Source organism: Jeotgalibaca caeni (genome assembly GCF_028863945.1).
GTDB lineage: Bacteria > Bacillota > Bacilli > Lactobacillales > Aerococcaceae > Jeotgalibaca > Jeotgalibaca caeni.
In genome coordinates this window covers 43884-62165 of sequence record NZ_JARBEA010000007.1, presented here as the reverse complement: position 1 = coordinate 62165, position 18282 = coordinate 43884, and the positions used below count along the sequence as shown (strand labels likewise).

At 42.9% G+C, this 18282-nt stretch carries 19 protein-coding genes; 6 read left to right on the top strand and 13 right to left on the bottom strand.

Annotated features, from left to right (window positions below; all coding sequences use genetic code 11):
• Window positions 1–132 precede the first annotated feature (132 nt).
• The 4 genes from PVE40_RS02795 to PVE40_RS02780 are packed head-to-tail and all read left to right on the top strand — an operon-like array spanning window position 133 to window position 4409.
• Window positions 133–2151, top strand: coding sequence for a BglG family transcription antiterminator (locus tag PVE40_RS02795; RefSeq protein ID WP_274730350.1), 2019 nt, complete (start codon window positions 133–135; stop codon window positions 2149–2151).
• 1 nt (window position 2152) lies between these two features.
• Complete coding sequence (locus PVE40_RS02790) at window positions 2153–2431, top strand: PTS sugar transporter subunit IIB (RefSeq protein ID WP_274730349.1); 279 nt, start codon at window positions 2153–2155, stop codon at window positions 2429–2431.
• Window positions 2432–2444: 13 nt separating this feature from the next.
• Complete coding sequence (locus PVE40_RS02785; RefSeq protein ID WP_274730348.1) at window positions 2445–3722, top strand: PTS ascorbate transporter subunit IIC; 1278 nt, start codon at window positions 2445–2447, stop codon at window positions 3720–3722.
• 3 nt (window positions 3723–3725) lie between these two features.
• Window positions 3726–4409, top strand: a complete 684-nt coding sequence (locus tag PVE40_RS02780) for a tryptophan synthase subunit alpha (protein ID WP_274730347.1) — start codon at window positions 3726–3728, stop codon at window positions 4407–4409.
• A gap of 284 nt (window positions 4410–4693) precedes the next feature.
• Here the strand turns inward: PVE40_RS02780 and PVE40_RS02775 are convergent, their stop codons facing one another.
• The 5 genes from PVE40_RS02775 to PVE40_RS02755 form a co-directional block, all read right to left on the bottom strand.
• Window positions 4694–5842: an AAA family ATPase gene (locus tag PVE40_RS02775; RefSeq protein WP_274730346.1), complete on the bottom strand. Its 1149-nt coding sequence runs from the start codon at window positions 5840–5842 to the stop codon at window positions 4694–4696.
• 1 nt (window position 5843) lies between these two features.
• Window positions 5844–6965: a coiled-coil domain-containing protein gene (locus PVE40_RS02770; RefSeq protein WP_274730345.1), complete on the bottom strand. Its 1122-nt coding sequence runs from the start codon at window positions 6963–6965 to the stop codon at window positions 5844–5846.
• A 10-nt stretch (window positions 6966–6975) separates the two neighbouring features.
• Window positions 6976–7320, bottom strand: coding sequence for a hypothetical protein (locus tag PVE40_RS02765; RefSeq protein ID WP_274730344.1), 345 nt, complete (start codon window positions 7318–7320; stop codon window positions 6976–6978).
• Window positions 7321–7339: 19 nt separating this feature from the next.
• Complete coding sequence (locus PVE40_RS02760; RefSeq protein WP_274730343.1) at window positions 7340–8983, bottom strand: hypothetical protein; 1644 nt, start codon at window positions 8981–8983, stop codon at window positions 7340–7342.
• A gap of 785 nt (window positions 8984–9768) precedes the next feature.
• Window positions 9769–10077 (bottom strand): hypothetical protein, encoded by a 309-nt coding sequence (locus PVE40_RS02755; protein WP_274730342.1) that lies wholly within the window; start codon window positions 10075–10077, stop codon window positions 9769–9771.
• A 251-nt stretch (window positions 10078–10328) separates the two neighbouring features.
• On the opposite strand from PVE40_RS02755, the gene PVE40_RS02750 reads away from it, so the two are divergent.
• Window positions 10329–11501: a site-specific integrase gene (locus PVE40_RS02750; RefSeq protein ID WP_274730341.1), complete on the top strand. Its 1173-nt coding sequence runs from the start codon at window positions 10329–10331 to the stop codon at window positions 11499–11501.
• An 85-nt stretch (window positions 11502–11586) separates the two neighbouring features.
• Here the strand turns inward: PVE40_RS02750 and rpsI are convergent, their stop codons facing one another.
• The 4 genes from rpsI to PVE40_RS02730 all read right to left on the bottom strand — a co-directional run bounded on the left by rpsI (window position 11587) and on the right by PVE40_RS02730 (window position 13029).
• Window positions 11587–11979 carry a 30S ribosomal protein S9 gene (rpsI, locus tag PVE40_RS02745; protein ID WP_274730340.1) on the bottom strand — a complete coding sequence of 131 codons (393 nt, stop codon included), beginning with the start codon at window positions 11977–11979 and terminating at the stop codon, window positions 11587–11589.
• 13 nt (window positions 11980–11992) lie between these two features.
• Window positions 11993–12436, bottom strand: a complete 444-nt coding sequence (gene rplM, locus PVE40_RS02740; RefSeq protein ID WP_274730339.1) for a 50S ribosomal protein L13 — start codon at window positions 12434–12436, stop codon at window positions 11993–11995.
• Window positions 12437–12629: 193 nt separating this feature from the next.
• Window positions 12630–12797, bottom strand: a complete 168-nt coding sequence (locus PVE40_RS02735; protein ID WP_274730338.1) for a GNAT family N-acetyltransferase — start codon at window positions 12795–12797, stop codon at window positions 12630–12632.
• A gap of 37 nt (window positions 12798–12834) precedes the next feature.
• Window positions 12835–13029, bottom strand: coding sequence for a hypothetical protein (locus PVE40_RS02730; protein ID WP_274730337.1), 195 nt, complete (start codon window positions 13027–13029; stop codon window positions 12835–12837).
• Window positions 13030–13130: 101 nt separating this feature from the next.
• On the opposite strand from PVE40_RS02730, the gene PVE40_RS02725 reads away from it, so the two are divergent.
• Window positions 13131–13565: a hypothetical protein gene (locus tag PVE40_RS02725; protein WP_274730336.1), complete on the top strand. Its 435-nt coding sequence runs from the start codon at window positions 13131–13133 to the stop codon at window positions 13563–13565.
• A gap of 90 nt (window positions 13566–13655) precedes the next feature.
• On the opposite strand, the gene PVE40_RS02720 is transcribed toward PVE40_RS02725, so the two are convergent.
• From PVE40_RS02720 to PVE40_RS02705, 4 genes are all read right to left on the bottom strand, one after another.
• Entirely contained in the window at window positions 13656–14660 is a 1005-nt protein-coding gene (locus PVE40_RS02720; protein WP_274730335.1) for an acrylyl-CoA reductase family protein, read from the bottom strand.
• Between the two features lie 303 nt (window positions 14661–14963).
• Window positions 14964–15806, bottom strand: a complete 843-nt coding sequence (locus PVE40_RS02715; protein WP_274730334.1) for a carbohydrate ABC transporter permease — start codon at window positions 15804–15806, stop codon at window positions 14964–14966.
• A gap of 3 nt (window positions 15807–15809) precedes the next feature.
• Window positions 15810–16724, bottom strand: a complete 915-nt coding sequence (locus PVE40_RS02710) for a carbohydrate ABC transporter permease (protein WP_274730333.1) — start codon at window positions 16722–16724, stop codon at window positions 15810–15812.
• A 30-nt stretch (window positions 16725–16754) separates the two neighbouring features.
• The gene (locus tag PVE40_RS02705; protein WP_274730332.1) at window positions 16755–18074 is read right to left on the bottom strand and encodes an ABC transporter substrate-binding protein; all 1320 of its coding nucleotides are present in this window, start codon (window positions 18072–18074) and stop codon (window positions 16755–16757) included.
• Between the last annotated feature and the right edge of the window lie 208 nt (window positions 18075–18282).

The following is an 18282-nucleotide window of genomic DNA, read 5'->3' as shown; positions in this document are numbered from 1 at the left end:
GGACATTGTCTGATGAAAAAGAGTTGAGGGAAAGTCTCTGGTCCCACTTCTTTTCATTTTTTTGAAATAAATGGGGTTTGGTAGCGTTTTAGTCTATTCGCTATACTTATGATAACAAAAGGGGGAATCATAATGGAAAATAGATTATCAGCACTCTTTTGGAAATGTTGTACCGAAGAGCAAAAGGTCGCAATCGCGGACGTGGCGCGCGCGTTCGAAGTGACTGAACGAACAGTGTATTCGGACATCAAAAAATTAAATGAATTACTTAAAAATGCAGGTCATCCATCTTTAGAACTGCAAAAAGGCATTATCCACTATCCCGTTGTTTTGGATGTGGCCTTCCATTCACTTTTGGACGTGGAAGAGTTGAGTCTAACGAACCCATGGATTCGTCGACTGCGCTTGCTACGCCGGATGTTAACTATACCTGAGCCATTTAGTTTGGATAACTTGGCTGAAGAGATTCAACTCTCACGAAATACCCTGCTACGCGACCTGCAAAGCATTCGAGAAGAGTTGAGCTTGAATAACATCACGTTGCACTCCCGTCCTTTTATTGGCTTTTCGATTGAAGGGGATGAAACAATGATACGGGCCCTCTTGGTGTCCGTTATCACTGAAGACACGCTGTTCCGGGAAGATGACCCGCAACACGATGTTTTTTTGAATAAGGCGGAACGATTCTTACTGGACTTGATGACAGATGTCCGAGTGGAAATCAGCGAGGACTCATTTGAACGACTTCTCCATCACGTATGGGTTGTCAAAGAACGGTTGGCCCTGAAAAAAACGATGGAGCCTGGTGATTATTTACCCCAACACACGAAAGAAGAGCTGGTTTTCTTGGAAAAAAGAGCCACATTAGAACAACTGATGGGCGTTCCTTTGGGAACTTCAGACATATTGTATCTGGCTCAAAAATTCTCAGAGGCTTCAGTGGTTCGCTATGATGCTCTTTTATCGGAAAAATGGGTCCCTTTCTCCTTAGTTGTATCACGTTTAATCAAACGTGTGGCTGACAAAATGAATCTGCCAGCACTCCAACAGGATGACCAGCTTTTTACGGGCTTATTGAATCACCTACGGCCCGCGTACCAACGGGCAACGGCGCAAGAAGTGGTTGAAAATCCCTTGTATGATTACGTTGTTTCTGAGCATGGCAATTTGCTGGAATCCGTTGAAGATGCCCTTATTCCTTTCAAGTATGAATTAGGGGTGACGTTCACATCCCAAGAAGCATCCTTCTTCACCTTGTTCTTTGCTTCTTCTTTGGAACGGAATCGTAAAGCAGCCCGGCGTTTACCAACTGTTATCCTGGTTTGCAACGCTGGACTGAGTACATCGGTTATCCTGCAAAGTAAATTGGAAGCCAGCTATCATCTCCACATATTAGGGGCTTTTGGGAAACGCCGGGCACATCAATGGCTAACGGAAAACGAGGTAGACTTTATCATCTCGACCGTTCCATTCCAAAGTGACACACATCCCGTCCTTCAGGTTCAGCCTTATCTTTCAATAAACGACCGGAAACGGTTAGAAGAAAGAGTGGAATCACTATCCCGACGCGTTGACGTCCAAGAGGTCATGGGATTAGTGAAAAAATACGCCACCGTCAACCAGAGCGGTCAATTAGAAAAAGAACTATCGCGTTATTTCGGTGTACAACACACGGCACCCCATTCGAAAGGAGTGTATCAACCGATGTTATTAGAAGTTTTAACAGAAGAATTAATCCGGACAAACGTCCTATGCCATACTCGGGATGAGGCCGTTCGTGCAAGTGGCGACCTTCTCGTAGCGAATGGCCATGCCAAACCGGGTTATGTGGATGCGATGATTGAGAACGTCGAGGAGAACGGGACGTATATCGTCATTGCACCAGGAATCGCTATGCCGCATGCCCGGCCTGAAAAAGGTGCTTTAGACATAGGACTTTCCATCGTGACACTGAAAGAACCAGTCGTATTCGGACACCCAAAAAACGACCCCGTTCGATTGGTTATCGGCCTGTGTGCAATAGACCATCAAACACATCTATTAGCCTTATCCGAATTGGTGGAGATATTAGCAAATGAAGCAACAGTGAATGAATTGTTACAGGCACAATCGCCTGAAGAAGCAATGACTATCATAAAAGGAGGCGTTTAATATGTTAAAAATAGTAACAGTTTGTGGAGCCGGTGTGGGAAGCAGCATGATGCTCCGTCTTTTCTCCCAACAAATTTTGGATGAAGAAGGCATTGAAGCAGAGGTTGAAGCATCGGATATCGGTTCCGTTAATCCAGATAGTTATGATTTGGTTATCACGACATCCGACTTTGCGGATGCGATGCGTGCCCAACGTGCCCGCATCATTCGGATAGATAACATGATGGACAAAGTGTATTTGCGGGAACAATTGCTTGTAAATACGAAGGACCTAATCTAAGGAGGCAACAAACATGGCATGGTTTATGTATTTCATAAATAATATTCTTGGACAAGCTGTTTTCATAATTGGTCTCGTCGTTATCGTGGGTATGATTGCCCAAAAGAAAAAATGGCACCAGATACTTCCAAGTGCCATCAAGACAATGATTGGCTTCACGATGATTAATGTCGGGGGACAAACGCTGGGGATGGCCCTGCTTCCCCTTCAACCGATGTTTTCACGGATTTTCGGAATGGAAATGCTCTCGACTGATATTGGTGCCGCCCAAGCAGAAAGTTTGGTGGATATTGGGAGTGAAATGGCCCTTATCTTTGCTTTTGGATTTATGACAAACCTATTATTGGCGCGATTTACGCGTTTCAAATATGTGCATTTATCGGCACACGTTTCGTTCTTTTACGCCGGATTAATTGCGGCACTATTGAAATTTAATACGTCCCTTTCATTTGTGCCACTTGTGGCTATAGGCTCTATCATTCTTGGTCTGTATATGACCCTTTCTTGTGCGTATGTCGCACCTTTAATGAAGCCGGTTAAGGGTGGCGAAGGCTTTACGCTTGCCCATTCCAGTTCCGTCGGTTTGTTGATTGCTGCAGGGATTGGTCGTTTCTTCGGGAATAAAGAGCATGATTTAGAAGAACTACAAATTCCAAAACAATTTAATTTCTTACGTGAAATGACCATCGCCCTAACCTTGGTAATGACCTTGCTATTCCTTGTTGTGGGATTGTTTGCAGGACCAGGCTGGGTCAGCGAGAACGTCAGCAACGGGCAAGACATTGTTGTCTTTTCCATCTTACGCGGAGTTGAATTCGGGGTTTGGATTACGGTTGTGATTACAGGTGTTCGGATGATGCTTTCTGAAATCATCCCTGCTTTCCACGGAATTGCAAACAAAATTATCCCGAACTCTATTCCAGGATTGGATATTCCTTTATTGTTCCCAAACTACCCAACGTCCGTTATAGTTGGTTTCTTGATGAGTCTTTTCGCTGGCTTAGTGGGTATGGTAGTACTTGGGGCAATTAACTTCCCAATTGTCGTGTTTCCAGCTCTCATACCGACTTTCTTCACAGGTGCGGTGACTGCAATCATGGGGAATGCACACGGTGGGCGTCGCGGAGCATTATTGGGTTCATTCGTCAACGGGCTTATCCTTATCTTTGGCCAAGCATTCCTTTTGGGTATGGTAGGAAGCTATGCACCTATCATGCGTATCTTGAGTGAAACGGACTATGCGTTCTATGGACCAATCTTAGGCTGGTTCTTGCAAATGATTGGAGTGTAGCAAATGAATAATGTCGTTTTTTACTTACCCGTCAACTATCCCGATAAAACCACTTTTTTCCAGCTCTTAGAGGCTCTGGATGAAGCTGGTGTCGGTTTTGTGGAATTTGGCATCCCAACAACGGATGCCTACATGGATGGGCCCCTCATAAAAGACGCCTTGGCAACTGTGATGGCGGAAGGCTTCACCCATGAAGATTTAATCCTGATATTAAGAACCATCAAAAGTCGGTTCTCTTTTTCCATCATCTTGATGACGTATGAATCCGGTCGCCGAAACATGCGATTAGATAGCCTGGCATCGGAATTATATGATGGGATATTATGTGTGGATGCGCCGGTCTCTGATTTGCCGCCAAAGCCCGTGCTACTATATCCACCTGGCATAACCGAAAAAGAGTTGAAATCAAAATTGCTTGTAAATAAAGGTTTTGCGTATGTAATCTCCGGAGAAGGAAAAACAGGCACGTTCACGTCTTTGCCAACTGCCTACAAAGCTACGATTCAACAAATTAAACGCTACTCGGATATTCCTACATTTGTTGGGTTTGGACTGAAAGGCCCCAATGATGTGGAGGCAGTCGTTGCCGGCGGAGCTGATGGTGGGGTTATTGGAACCGAATTTTTGCGACGTTATCAAGAAGATGGTTTGCCCGGGGTCAAAAGCTATTTAGGTACCTTTCAATAACATATTATCAGGGATGTTTCGGCATACCTTTTTATGTACGAGATAGTACCCTAACCGAATTCGAGGCTGCTGAAAAAGTCGCATAATAATAAAAATGGCCAATTAGAAATGTTGATACGTCAACAATCTAATTGGTCATTTTCTTTGGAATTGATAGTTTTTCAGCAGCTTCGACTCTGTCCTCGGTCTGTTTTGTTGCTTATTCGAATGGTATCCACAGGTCTTTCACAACCTCTTTTCAGTCTTCTTTCAGCTTATAGGCATCCTCTTGGCTGACGTTACCATTATTGGGATACATATATTTGTTGTTCTATTTCGTCGGAAACCTTCGGACCAATTCCGCGCAAGTCCTCGCAAGTAAGAATAGATAAATCCTCCCGATTTGGGTGTAGTATTTTTGCGACGCGTCGTGCATGGTTCATTGTTACATCGTCATAAAGGTTCCGGACCAACCGTCCGTTGGAGAAATGTTCTGGTTTGTCCGCCACTTGCTTGGTCAAATAATCGAGAATGTCAGACGAAACATCTTCCACCAACATGTAGTCGTTGTTCGTGCAGGACGCGATAAACATCGCATGCAATTCATTGGCGCTATAATCCGGGAATTCGATGAAGGTATTGAACCGTGACTTCAACCCGGGGTTCGACTCAAAGAAATGGGCCATTGGTTCCGTATAGCCAGCCACAATCACGACCAAATCATCCCGGTAATCTTCCAAGGCTTTTGTCAGTTCAGTCAGGCACTCCCTGCCGTACGAATCGCTATGGTCGTTCTCCGTGAGGCTGTAGGCTTCATCGATGAAGAGAACGCCTCCCTTCGCTTCATCAATCACTTTCTTCACCTTGAGTGCGGTCTGGCCTTGATAGCCGGCAATCAAATCAGTCCGGGATACCTCGACAAAATGTCCTTTTGACAACAGCCCCAACTGTTTGTAGATATGCCCAACGATTCTTGCGACGGTGGTCTTTCCGGTGCCCGGATTCCCGGTAAAGGCAAGGTGCATCGTCCCTTTCTGTGTCTGCAGCCCCTGTTTGGTTCGGAGCATCTGCACTGTTTGATAGGCAATCAAATCGTTCACCTTGGATTTAACACCCTCCAGTCCGACCAGTGCGTTCAACTCATTGAGTAGTTCTTCCAGTGAACGGGTATCCTCTTCGATGAATGCTTTATCTTGCGAATCGAGGATAGCATGGTACCCATGGAATTTGATAATGCTGTCTTTCAAGGCATGTGCAAGACGTTTTAAATCTTTCGATGCCTCGGTGGATTTGATAATCTTGGACGTGTACCTGATGAGATGAACCGTGGCGGGATTATCCCGTTCCTCAACAATCACTGTCGCTGCTTTGACAATCTCACCATACGCGTTTGTCACGGCATCCAACTTGGAGGCGTAATCCAATAATTCCGTATAAAAAATATTATCTTTCATTTTACATCCCACCCAACAGGTTCCAAAGCAGCTGTATGACTGTCAGTACAGCAGCACCACCCGCCACATAATTGGCGATTTTTACTTTCTGGGTTAGCATACTGACTTGTTCACTGAGTGTAGCTTTTTCTTCATCAAGCGTTTTTTCGGTTTTTGACAGCCTTGTTTCTTGTTCCTTGGCGTTTCGTTCAAGAACAGCAGATTGGTTGTCTGTCCAGTCAGCCAACTTTTGGCTCTGCTGGTTTTCGATAACGGTCAATTTTTCTGTCTGTTCAGCCCGAAGCTTATCAAATGAATCGGTCTGTTTCAAAGCGATGGCATCGAGTGCGGCCGTTTGCGTGTCAGTAAATGTTTTGACTTGTTCCTTGAAATCGTCACGGGATTCCGTTAACGTCTGGTTGGTATTATCAATGAATTGCTGTTGCGCTTCCTCTGCGTTTTGAAGTGCCTGATTGAAATCAGAAAGGGATTCATCATGGAATGCCAACGTTTTTTGGATAGTCGCAATGTCCTTATCGAGTTTCTCATTTCTGCCCCACAGGGTATCGATGTCTTCCAAATGTTTTAATTTGGACAATCGGTTCATGTAAGCACTCAGTTCGTTCGAAAGGGCGGTTTGCTTTTCCAACATGTTCCAAGCTTCATCAATATCGGTCAGGTGTTTGAGCTTATCGATGTCTTCTTTAAACTTTCTAAGGACTTTTACAGATTGTTCATGTTGTACAATCATTCTTTTGATGTCTTTGCGGTCTTCCTGTTCCCGCTTGCTGACTGCCTCGGCTGCTTTGATAGAGGTGACAATCCCCGCAATGTAATCCTTGTCCAGAGATTCAAACGCCTTATACACTTGCACAAACTCCTCTACGAGGCCTTGGCCCAATTCATTGAGGTGAATCAGGTAATTTTGGATTTGGGATGTAATTTGGTTCAATTCCTTGCCAGTAACCTTGTGATTGACAAGGTTGAACAAACCACCGCCATAAGGAACTTTACTGAGCCCGACCTCCTCTCTCGTTTGCTCCGAATATTTTTTTATGGAACTCATAGCATCCTGAAAATCATGTTCTTCGATTTCAAGAGTAGGTACCTCGTTTGTATCCACTATAACCCTTTCTTCACTCATATGCGTTCCCTCACTTTAACAAATCATCGAGTCCGTCCCCGATTTTTTCAAGGATTTCATCGTTTTCGCTCACAACATCATCACCATTAAAAATGGTATTGAGAGACTCTTCAATCGTATCTACTGCCTCGTTATGCCTTTCCTGGACCGATGCCACAACCGCCTCTTTTTCAAAACGGAATTCGGGAGCAGTTGCCGAAGCATCCGGCGTGGCAGTATTTGAATAGATGGTTTCCGGCGTCGAGTTGGTAACGTCCAGGACCTTGTTTCGCTTTTGGAGATGCTTATAGACCCCATAAGCCACAGCGCCAGCGACCATCAGGCTCCCTAAAATTAAAAAGGTACGATTTTTCATTTTTAATTATCCCCTTTCCCTATTCCAGCAAATCAGCTAAATCGGCATCCATGGTATCAAACCGGTCATGGTTACTCGCTTCATCCTCATCCTCGGTGAAAATGGTTGCCATTGCTTCACTGATGATGCCTTTGGCTTCTTCACGGTTTCTTATCATGGCTTGACCGGCACTTTCTTTTGTGATGGACATTTTTTCGATTTTAACACCAATCAGTTTATCCTGCGTTTGCAATATCTCATTCTTTTTGTCAATCTGGTTATCCATATTTTCATTTTGTTGCCGTTTGGCGATATAACGGTCGATAAGGTTGATGACAGTGGCTCCGATGACGCCCGCAAGCAAGCTGGACAAGAACATGCCAGTTACGTTGGCGATGCTTCCGAGTAAGGGTATTTTAACCGTCATGATTGGGAGATGGAGCAGGGCTTTCTCAATGAATTCTCCACCAACGATGGCACCGCCCGCGGCCAATCCAGCCGTGACTATCTTGCCAACTTGCGCAATCTTGATGCTCAAAGGCTTATTTTTGTTTTCCTTGGCGTTCAGATAGTGAATCGCCTCCGTCAAGCTTGAGGCACCTTGCTTGATGAAACTCGCCAATTTTTTGAATGTACTCACGATTGGGCCAAAAATCTCACTCACGACTGTGCCGATGGCCGAAGAGGCACCCGTCCGGGCAAAGTTGGAAATGTGGCTTATGAAATACTTGATGGACGCCTTCATTTCGGTTAAGAACCGTTTGAATGACTTGTCTTTTTCCTTGAAGAACCGCACCAACCCGTTCATGACGGCTTTGAGGAGGTCAAACAATGCAGACACAAGCATCATTTTCAAGGCATCCTTCCCCGCTTTCTCGACCGTTCGTTTCGCAGCAGCCGGAGCAATCACTTTATTCATATCCTTGCGCGCTTCTTTATCTCTTTTCAGCATCAAGGTGTCATCGGCATCCAACTTATCTTGCAGACGCTTATCAGCTTTCTCATGTGCAAGGCGCTTATCCACCGGCGCTTCATGAGATTCATCGATTTTTCGATGTGCGGCTTCATTTTGCTTTAGCAACCCTTCTTCCCTTTGGGCACGTTCGACGACATACTGCTGGTTGGTCTTAGCCCCTTTGCTCTTGTTGAGCGATTCATTCGTGGGTCTCAGATTCTTTTCCCTATTGGCTAAATCCTTCGTGTCAATATTGGATTGCTTTCGTCGGGCATTTTCATACAGCTCTTTTCTTGAAACAACGTGGTCGAGGTTCGGTTTATCTTGGACGCCCAGTTTTTTTCCGGTATAGTCATCCGTCAACGTCCCATTTTCGTGTTGCTGTTTCATTTCCGCATAGGCTTTTGTGTAGTTCGGGTCTTTCATGATGGCGTTCCCAACTTCTTTGTTGTATTTTTCGGGATTTTCCCGGTCGTAGGCTTGAATCAACGTCTCGTTTGTCAGGTCCAAGCCAATTTGATTCCCGAATTGTGTCCAAACCTCGCCCAGAATAATTTCGCCAAGGTTATCGGGATTGCCAATTTTAGCTCTTTCGTCCTCAAAAAAGGCGAGGTCGGAAAACTGTATTTCCAGTTCCGCTTCTAAACTGGCCTCCAAGTCAGCAACCATGAGGTCATCTTCATCAAATTCCAAACTTTCAGATAAAGCATTTTCATTTTTCGACGGCACAGTAGCTCCTCCTATGAGTAACGGTAAGGTTTCATTCATTCTGTTTACCATGTGTTGCTATTACGAATTAAATTTAATGAAACAATATTTATCATTATTATAACACAATCGATTTGAGTATTTACTTGTCTTTTCACAAAAATAACAAACAAGCGCCACCTGGTCATTCAACCAAATGTCGCTGTTCCCCGTTTTACCGTGCTTCGGCACATGGAGCCTTCCACTACTTGAACAGCTTGAACAAGTCCTTCCAGATGGTGCGAGTCATCTTGTTGTACACCTTGTTATAAGCGGCCTTTTTTCGGGTCCTTTATCCAGCCCATTCCTTCTTTGCCATGACCAGGAATCTCGGCCTACTTCACTTTCCCTTTCACCCTCTCGGTGGTGCTGGCACTGAGTCTCTTTGCAAATTTTTCTGCAACCGCCGTGACAATGCCCACAACGAGCACTCCCCCCGGTCATCAGAAACACCCGAAAATCTATATCCTGCATTCACCGATTCGCCTCTCTATATTCTCTCGATACTTCCTTATATAATGCCAGTTACATGTACTATTCCGTACTGTTCCCCAGAAAAACCTTACTCCGGTAAAGCCGTTCTTTGTCCTTCATCATGTACAGTTGCATATCTTTACCCCCTTTTGATTGAAGCTCAGAAGAGCTCCTCTATAGCATTGCTGATGCATATGTTATGCATGGTCGCCAAAAGTTGTGGCTTTTTAATGAAGTACGCAAAAAAAAGCACACCACTGAATGATGTGCTTTTTATGTATTCACGTTTGAAATTATGCAGCTTTACGAGATTTTCTACTTTTTATCACTTCATCATGTATCTCCATCCACTCATCTACCCGATTGCAATTAAAGCGAACTGCACCTGCGATGTTGGATGAAGGAAAAGTTGGGTTTTCTTTGATGAATTTATCTAATGTCCTAAAGCAGACACCCATGTAACTTGCAAGTTCAGTCTTATTAAGCCATACCCTTCTTTGTTCGTCTTCTCTTTTCACCAAAATCTCTTGTAAAATTTGTTCTCTAATTCTATTCTCCATCTCAACCATATAGTTCTCCATCAATTCTCCAAAGTTTTGCATATGCACACTCTCCTGTCTATTTTTCTTACTATATTCAGAGAAAGTGTATTTATTCTTTAATCATGTTCGACTATGGTTCGACCTCTTATGAATTAATGCTTATAATTATCTCAAAGGAGGTAAACAGAGATTGAGGTTAGACACACATCGAACCTCTAACAGGAATAATATATTATCCTCTTGCCTAATATAAGTGAATCTAAACAAGGCGTGGTTAGAATTCAACTACAATTAGAAGAGGGGTCATACAAATGACAACAATCAAAGAGTATATTGAGAAAAAAACAGGAAGAACAACGTATTGGTTCTCCCACTACTGTGGAAAAGATGAATCAGGTAAAAGAAAGATGGTTACAAAGAGAGGTTTTGAAACTTTGGAGGATGCGGAACTTGCGTTGGCAACATTGAAAGTCGCACTGAGAAAAGGCACATATCAAGAAAAGCAAAAGGTTACCTTTTCCAAGGTATATGAAGCTTGGAGGATTGGTTACAAGAATACGGTGCGCCCCGTAACGGTAGACCGTACCGAACAACAATTCGAAAAACATATCCTGCCCCGATTCGGTAATAAGGAGATTACTTCGATAACCTTAAGAGAATGTCAAGAAGCTGTGAATGAATGGAGCACTTTCTACAGAAACTTCAAGGTATTGAAATCTTGCGTCCAGCGTGTATTAGATTATGCGGTGCAATCCAACTATCGCAATGACAATCCTATGCGGTTTGTTCAAATGCCACGAATTCAAGCTACAGAGGATGAGTTGCTCAACGGGAAGCCAGAGAACTTCTACAATACACACGAGCTGAGTGCCTTTCTAAAGACGCTCAAGGAAAACTTCTCTTACAGACACTATGCTATTTTCCACACGTTGAGTTACTCAGGATTACGCAAAGGAGAAATGATGGCCCTCATGTGGTCTGACATTGACTTTGAAAAGGGACTCATCCGAGTGAGCCGTAACATGATTTATCTGGACGGGAAAGTTCAAATTAGCCCACCCAAAACCAAAAACTCCATCCGAACAATTTCCATGGACGAACATTCGATGAATGTATTGAAGCATTGGCGTACACAACAATCTCTCGAACTGTTCGAGTTGGGAATACGAGTAGACTCCAAGAAACAATGGGTCTTTAATCGTATCAACAAGAAAGTCCAGAATGTTCCCCTTTACCACAAGTACACAGACACCGTCATCGAGAAAGTGTTGGGTATGAACCCCGCTCTTCCCGAAATCACGACTCATGGTTTCCGCCATACACATGCATCCATTTTGGTCGAAGCTGGAGCCAACGCGAAGGAAATTCAGTCAAGGCTCGGCCACACTTCCATCCAAACAACGCTTGATACCTATGGGCATATGACAGAAAGAGCGATGGAGAACACGGGCGTTAAGTTTGCCAAACAAATGCTTGTAAGATGACATTCATTCACGCTTTCAGTCACGACAAAAAAAGACACTTCCCAAATGAATGAGAAGTGTCTTGAATCGTTGATATGACAACAAATTAACGCTTGGAGAACTGAGAAGCTTTACGCGCTTTTTTCAAACCTGGTTTCTTACGTTCAACCATACGTGGGTCACGTGTTAGAAGACCAGCAGCTTTCAATGGTGCGCGGAAGTCTGGATCTACAGACAACAATGCGCGAGCGATTCCGTGACGAGCTGCTCCAGCTTGTCCAGTGAATCCACCACCGTTAACGTTCACGTGAACGTCGTAGCTTCCTAGTGTATCAGTAATGTTCAATGGTTGTTTGATTACTTCGTACAAGTAAGGGAATGGAATGTATTCTTCCATGTCTTTTTTGTTGAAGACGATTTTTCCTGTTCCAGGTACTAAACGTACGCGGGCAGTTGAGTTTTTACGGCGACCAGTGCCGATGTATTGTGCTTGTGCCAATGAATTTCCCTCCTTAAATTAGGTTTGTGATGTCTAAAACTTCTGGTTGTTGTGCTGCATGTGGATGAACTTCTTCACCGTAAACATGCAATTTTCTGAATTGTTGCGAACCTAAAGCGTTCTTAGGCAGCATACCCTTGATAGAGTTTTCTAGTAAACGACGAGAGTTCTTGTCACGCAATTCACCAGCAGAAACTTGTTTTAGTCCACCAATGTAACCTGAGTGGCGAGAATAGATTTTGTCAGTTGCTTTTTTACCTGTTAATTTCACTTTGTCAGCGTTGATAATGATGACGAAATCACCAGTATCTACGTGTGGAGTGTAAGTTGGTTTATTTTTTCCGCGTAGGATTGATGCAGCAATTGTTGATACACGTCCCAAGGGAATATCTGTTGCATCGATCACGTACCATTTGCGTTCGATTTCGTTAGCTTTAGCCATATATGTTGTACGCACGTTTGTTTCCTCCATATCTTATACCTGAATGTTTGAACCATTTTGAGTTTCCGGGGCTCATCAGTGGTGGCAAACAATACCGTCTAATATAATACGATACATATCGGAATATGTCAAATTTAAATTTGGAAAAAATTTTTTTATTTTATCTTGTTGATTCTAAAATTAAACGTGAGAAATACAATCCGCCAATTTAAACATCATAGTAATAAATAAGCTCGCCATTCGGGTCTTTCTCATTCCAATATCGAAAACCCAATGCTTCGTATAGATAAGCTGCTCCTCTATTCTCCTCGACAAAACGGAGATAGATGCGGTTCACTTTATACTCTTCCGCAACGATCTCGATAAGTTTAGACATAGCTTTTTTACCTAGCCCTCTTCCCTGAAATTTCTCATCAATTAAAGGCGGTCAATCCACGTATCACGATTTGGTCCGAACAATCCGTACATGGCGAGGCCAACCGCTGTGCGGCTTCTGCCAAGCACTCATCCACGGTTTCGATAAAGGTTCGTTGTTCTGGCTTTACTTTCATTTTCCTAACTTCTTTTTCGTTAGTTGGGTTAACCGGTTGAAAATATATTTCTTGCATCGAACTGATTGCCTCCTTCCGACATAAAAGTAAATGTAGCGATACTCATTCTGGTATGATAGAAGTGTGATGAAGATAAAACTGAAACTGGAGTGTCCCACATGAAGCGTTTCCGAAGTGATTATGTACCCCATCAAGGTTGTGGAATCTTTTTTTTAATGGTTCTCTTCTTTCTTTTTTTATTAAGCATCCCACTTGTTACATTTACTCATAATATTTTCTTGTTTTATACTGAGAAGCAAATTCTATTGACCAGTGACTCTCCGAAAGAAACGTATCATATTGAAATTTCAACGGAAGGACCATCAACCAGAATTCTTATTGAAGAGGGAACTACTTCTTCCGAACTTTATGCTGATATTGTGAAAGAAGGCTTAGCAGATGTTCATTCAGAAGATTTAGAGATTCATTGGCTCAGTGATACAAGTGCTGAAATAACAGTAGAAGGAAGAAGAGATACTTTCCACTATTTCCTTTTCGATGCTGATGCAGAACAAAAAATAGAGAAAATACCAAGTACCACTTCAAGCAACTAAGGGTGAAACTACAAGAAAAAGAAAAAGTGACTTTATGTTTCTCAGTCGGAAACTAAAGCCACTTTTTTCTCCTAAACCTGCTGCCGTCTTTTAGGATTTCACCTTCACCAAAATCCGCCCCTGCATCTTCCCAGCAACAATCTGCTCAAAGGCTCCCGGCAGTTCTTCTAAGGTTACTTCATGATCAATGAACCCTCCTAAGTCCTCTGGTTTCAAATCCTTTCCAATTCTTTCCCAGATAGCGATTTGCTTTTCTTTTGGCAGATCAACAGAATTGATTCCCAACAGATTTATTCCGCGCAAGATAAACGGCAAAACGGTAGTAGTGAATTTCACGCCTCCTGCATTTCCACTTAACGCAACGGATCCATTTGCCTCGAGTTGGGCTAGATAGTCGCTAAGCTTGTCTCCGCCAACTGGATCGACCACAGCTTGCCATAATTGGCTCCCTAGTGGACGCGGCTTCTCCATTTGGACTTCTTCCGGGAGTACGACTCCAGTGGCTCCTAGGCCCTCTAAATAGCTTGTAGAGGAATCCTTCTTCCGGGACTCCGCGATGACCTTGTATCCGAGTTGACTTAGCATCTTAATGGCCATTCCGCCTACGCCGCCTGTTGCTCCGCGCACAAGAATCGGTTTGCCGTCTGTTTGTACGTCGTGTTCTTCCAACGCTATGATCGACTGCGCGGCAGTGAAACCCGCAGTCCCTACAATCATCGCTTCTTTCAAAGTTAGCCCTTCAGGCAGCGGTACAATCCATTCAGCTGGAACGGATGCATATTCACTGTACCCGCCATGCTGACGAACGCCTATGCCAAAGTTATGGGCCAAGATTCGATCACCCGGTTTGTAGGCATCGACTTTCGATTCCACTACTTCCCCACTCAAGTCGATTCCAAGAACAATGGGATAGGCTTTGGTTACCCCGCTCTTGGCTTTTGTGGCGGCCAGGCCATCTTTGTAGTTGACGCTTGAGTAATGAACACGAATCAACACATCGCCTGCTGGGAGGTCCTCACGGGTCATTTCGGTCAAAGTTAAGTCTACCGTTGCATCTTCGTTGGCAGTCGCAAGCAACGCTTTAAATGGATTCATTCTTTCCCCTCCAAATTCAATTTCTATACTTAAAAAAATACCACTTTTACAAAAAGAAAGCCATTTCTCTTTTCGAGAAATGACTTCCTTTATACGATTATCTGCCTCGTAAACGTGTTCCAAAAGGCAACTCCGACGTCACTTTGTCATGATTGTTGCTGCTTTAGCAGCTTACAAGGATGATACACTTGGGCGTCAGCCCACAGTGCTTCCGAATCATGCTCAGATGGTCTACGACCATCCTGCGCATGATTCGTTCCATTGATTCGGAGTTTAGCGCCTTTTGTCACACTCTTTTTGTGTTTATTTCAAACCAGTTGTACTGATTCCTTGAACAATATATTTTTGGAACATGAAGAATACGATTAATACTGGCAACAAGGAGATAACGGACATCGCGAACATCGCACCCCAGTTTGATGCAGAAGATGCATCCAGGAACTGTTTCAATGCGACGGAAACGGTGAAGTCGTCTGGTCTTGTCAAGTACAGCATCGGACCGATTAATTCTTCCCATCTCCAGTAGAAGGAGAAGATTGCGGTTGTTGCTAGGGATGGTTTCAATAACGGAATGATTACGCGCAGGAAGATTTGTACTCTTCCACAACCATCCATCTTCGCAGCTTCGTCTAACTCAACTGGAATCCCTTGGATAAATTGTACCATCATGAAGATGAAGAACGCTTGACCAAAGTAGTAAATAGCTGTAACAGGCAGTAATGTATTTACCCAGCCCAAGAAGTTATACCACAAGTATTGCGGAACCATGATGATTTCAGCAGGCAGCATCATGGTAACAAGTACACAGGCAAACCAGAATCCTTTTGTCTTAAATGGAATCCGAGCGAAGCCATAAGAAATGATGGCAGAAGAAACGACTGCCCCTACTGTTGAAATTAACGCAATCGTTAGCGAGTTCATGATGAATTTCATGAATGGGATGCCGCCAATTCCCTTGAATCCCGTTACATAGTTGTCTAATGTCCACGTACGCGGGAACAATTCAGTCGCTGTTTGGAAAATATCTGTATTCGGCTTGAAAGAACTAAAGATGAGCCATAAAACGGGATATAACATTAAGACAGCGATTGTTAACACAACGGCATTAAAGGCATAATTTGCTATTTTTTTTCGTTTCATATTCATATCTTATTTCTCTCCATTCTCTGAAAATACCCAGAATTTCGATGTCGCAAATAATAGGATGGTAATGACACCAACAATCAGAATCAAGATCCATGCGAGAGCGGAGGCATATCCCATTTCCAACTCACCAAAGGCTTGTTGGTAGATATAAAGGGCATATACGAGTGTTCCGTTTCTAGGTGACCCGGTTCCGTTTGAAATAACGTATGCCGGAGTAAAGGTCAAGAAGGAAGAAATGGTTTGCATCACTAAGTTAAAGAAAATAATAGGAGACAAAACAGGTAAGGTAATACTAAAGAATTGACGAACTTTACCAGCTCCATCGATGTTTGCTGCTTCATATAATTCATTTGGAATATTTTTCAATCCGCCCAAGAAAACCAGCATGGATGAACCAAACTGCCATCCTGCTAATAATACGAGCGTTAATAGTGCGGTAAATGGTTCTTTGAAGAAGAAGATTGGTTCCAAACCAATCGCTTCCAAAACACCGTTAATTAATCCTGCGTCACCAAATAAATTTCTCCACATAATTGAAACTGCTACGGAACCACCAATTACAGATGGAATGTAAAACAGCACCCGGTACAAACCCGAAAGCTTGGAAGGTCGGTTAATTAACATTGCAACAGATAGTGCCACTATCAAACGTAGTGGCACTGCCATTGCAACATATTTTAATGTTACAGAAAGAGACGTTCTAAATTTCGGATCATCGAACAAAATTTCCTTGAAGTTATCAAGACCAATAAACTTTGGTTCTGTTAATAAGTCATAGCGTTGGAATGAGATGACTAAAGAGATGATCATCGGAACGATAATAAACATTAAGAAACCGATAATAAATGGAGAGATAAATAGATATCCAGAAACGAGGTCCTGTTTTGCTGTGGACATTTTCTTAAATTTTTGCATCATCTGAATGATCCCCTAACCCTTTGTTATCTATTAGTCTTCGTAGTTTTCATCAAAGGTCTTTTGCATTTCTTTGGTTAAAAATTCGTATGCTTCTTCTGGGGTCATCGTACCGTACGTCAACTCTGCATAAACATCTTTCGCTGCTTGAGAGATAGAAGAGAATCCGATTGGTGGTACTGGTGAAGCTTCACCAACAAGGTCTTCAATTTCAGTTAAGTAGTCTGCTGCAACTTTTTCAGTGTCTGTCAAAGAATCATAAATAGTATCTAGGTTCGCTGTGTTGGATGGAATTCCACGTTCAGTACCCATGATTTTCGCTACTTCTTCATCGTTAACCAAGAAGTCGATGAAACGAGCTGCTGCGTCTGCATCTTTAGTTGTTTTCGCTGCTGAGTAATAGAAAGATGGACGGTAGTACAACGCTTTTGTATTGGCAGCATCATATGGTAAGTGTAAAGTAGCTTCTACCCCTTCTGCCAATGCATCTGTTACAAGCGTAAATTGATTTTGCCAGGTTTGGTAGAATCCGGCTTGACCGAGTGCAAATGGATTTTCGTTAAATGATTTCGTGTTCGATGCTACTTCAGATGTGGATATGGCACCTGTAGAAGCTAGATCATAAATCGATTGGAAGAACTCCAATGCAGATTCTTTGGTGAAGGCAATTTCTGGTTTCCCATCTTCATTGTATTGGTAGAACTCTTCCCCTTTTGTACGGAAGTAATATTGCATCAATACATAGTTATCCACTACGTCGATAAATCCGTATGTATCCGTTTTGTCTTTAATTTGTTGCATTGCTTGTGTATATTCTGCGTATGAATAGTTGTCCCAATCAAGCTTTGCTCCTGCGTCCGCCATCAGTTGTTCATTCGCCATTACAGACATGGCATTCATCGCTGGAGAAATCGCATAGGACTCCCCTGCAATAGAACCTGCTTCGATAATGGAATCTGGTAAGTTTTCACGACTAATGGTTCCTGCTTCAATGGCACTGTTCAATCCAAGGAGCAAGTTTTTATTTCCGTACTCACCTAAGTAAGATGCATCCATTTGCATGACATCTGGTAATTCACCAGCAGCTGCCTTGGTTGCTAATTTTTTCCAATAGTCATCCCATGCTGCGAATTCATATTCGATGTCAACATCTGGGTTGTTTGCTTCAAATAATTCAATTGCTTCGATGTAGTTATTGTGTCTTGATTCTGAACCCCACCAAGCAAACGTTACTTTTGTTTTTCCGCCTTCATCTGCACCTGCATCTTCTGCATTTGAAGAACCACAAGCTGCTAAACTGGCTACCACTGCAAGAGAAGCCACGCCTAGACCTAATTTTTTGAACAACTTCATTTTTCTTCCTCCTTATTTGTACCGCTTACAAATACATCATACCTTTTTCAAAAATATTACAGAATGGAAAAATTCCGCCAAAAATTTGAAAAAACCGACTTAGAAACCGTTTTCTTACTATTTTATTTGATAAAATCGAGGTACTTTTTATTTCATCTTGTTTGAAATTGAAATTCGCCTATAATGATAGTAGTCGCTTTTTAGCTTG

Coding starts and splice junctions, on each gene's coding strand:
- PVE40_RS02720 (WP_274730335.1), bottom strand. CDS start 14,660: ATGAATCCATTTAAAGCGTTGCTTGCGACTGCCAACGAAGATGCAACG.
- PVE40_RS02735 (WP_274730338.1), bottom strand. CDS start 12,797: ATGTCTAAACTTATCGAGATCGTTGCGGAAGAGTATAAAGTGAACCGC.
- PVE40_RS02795 (WP_274730350.1), top strand. CDS start 133: ATGGAAAATAGATTATCAGCACTCTTTTGGAAATGTTGTACCGAAGAG.
- PVE40_RS02725 (WP_274730336.1), top strand. CDS start 13,131: ATGAAGCGTTTCCGAAGTGATTATGTACCCCATCAAGGTTGTGGAATC.
- PVE40_RS02790 (WP_274730349.1), top strand. CDS start 2,153: ATGTTAAAAATAGTAACAGTTTGTGGAGCCGGTGTGGGAAGCAGCATG.
- PVE40_RS02775 (WP_274730346.1), bottom strand. CDS start 5,842: ATGAAAGATAATATTTTTTATACGGAATTATTGGATTACGCCTCCAAG.
- PVE40_RS02785 (WP_274730348.1), top strand. CDS start 2,445: ATGGCATGGTTTATGTATTTCATAAATAATATTCTTGGACAAGCTGTT.
- PVE40_RS02765 (WP_274730344.1), bottom strand. CDS start 7,320: ATGAAAAATCGTACCTTTTTAATTTTAGGGAGCCTGATGGTCGCTGGC.
- PVE40_RS02770 (WP_274730345.1), bottom strand. CDS start 6,965: ATGAGTGAAGAAAGGGTTATAGTGGATACAAACGAGGTACCTACTCTT.
- PVE40_RS02780 (WP_274730347.1), top strand. CDS start 3,726: ATGAATAATGTCGTTTTTTACTTACCCGTCAACTATCCCGATAAAACC.
- PVE40_RS02755 (WP_274730342.1), bottom strand. CDS start 10,077: ATGCAAAACTTTGGAGAATTGATGGAGAACTATATGGTTGAGATGGAG.
- PVE40_RS02730 (WP_274730337.1), bottom strand. CDS start 13,029: ATGCAAGAAATATATTTTCAACCGGTTAACCCAACTAACGAAAAAGAA.
- PVE40_RS02710 (WP_274730333.1), bottom strand. CDS start 16,724: ATGATGCAAAAATTTAAGAAAATGTCCACAGCAAAACAGGACCTCGTT.
- PVE40_RS02715 (WP_274730334.1), bottom strand. CDS start 15,806: ATGAATATGAAACGAAAAAAAATAGCAAATTATGCCTTTAATGCCGTT.
- PVE40_RS02750 (WP_274730341.1), top strand. CDS start 10,329: ATGACAACAATCAAAGAGTATATTGAGAAAAAAACAGGAAGAACAACG.
- PVE40_RS02705 (WP_274730332.1), bottom strand. CDS start 18,074: ATGAAGTTGTTCAAAAAATTAGGTCTAGGCGTGGCTTCTCTTGCAGTG.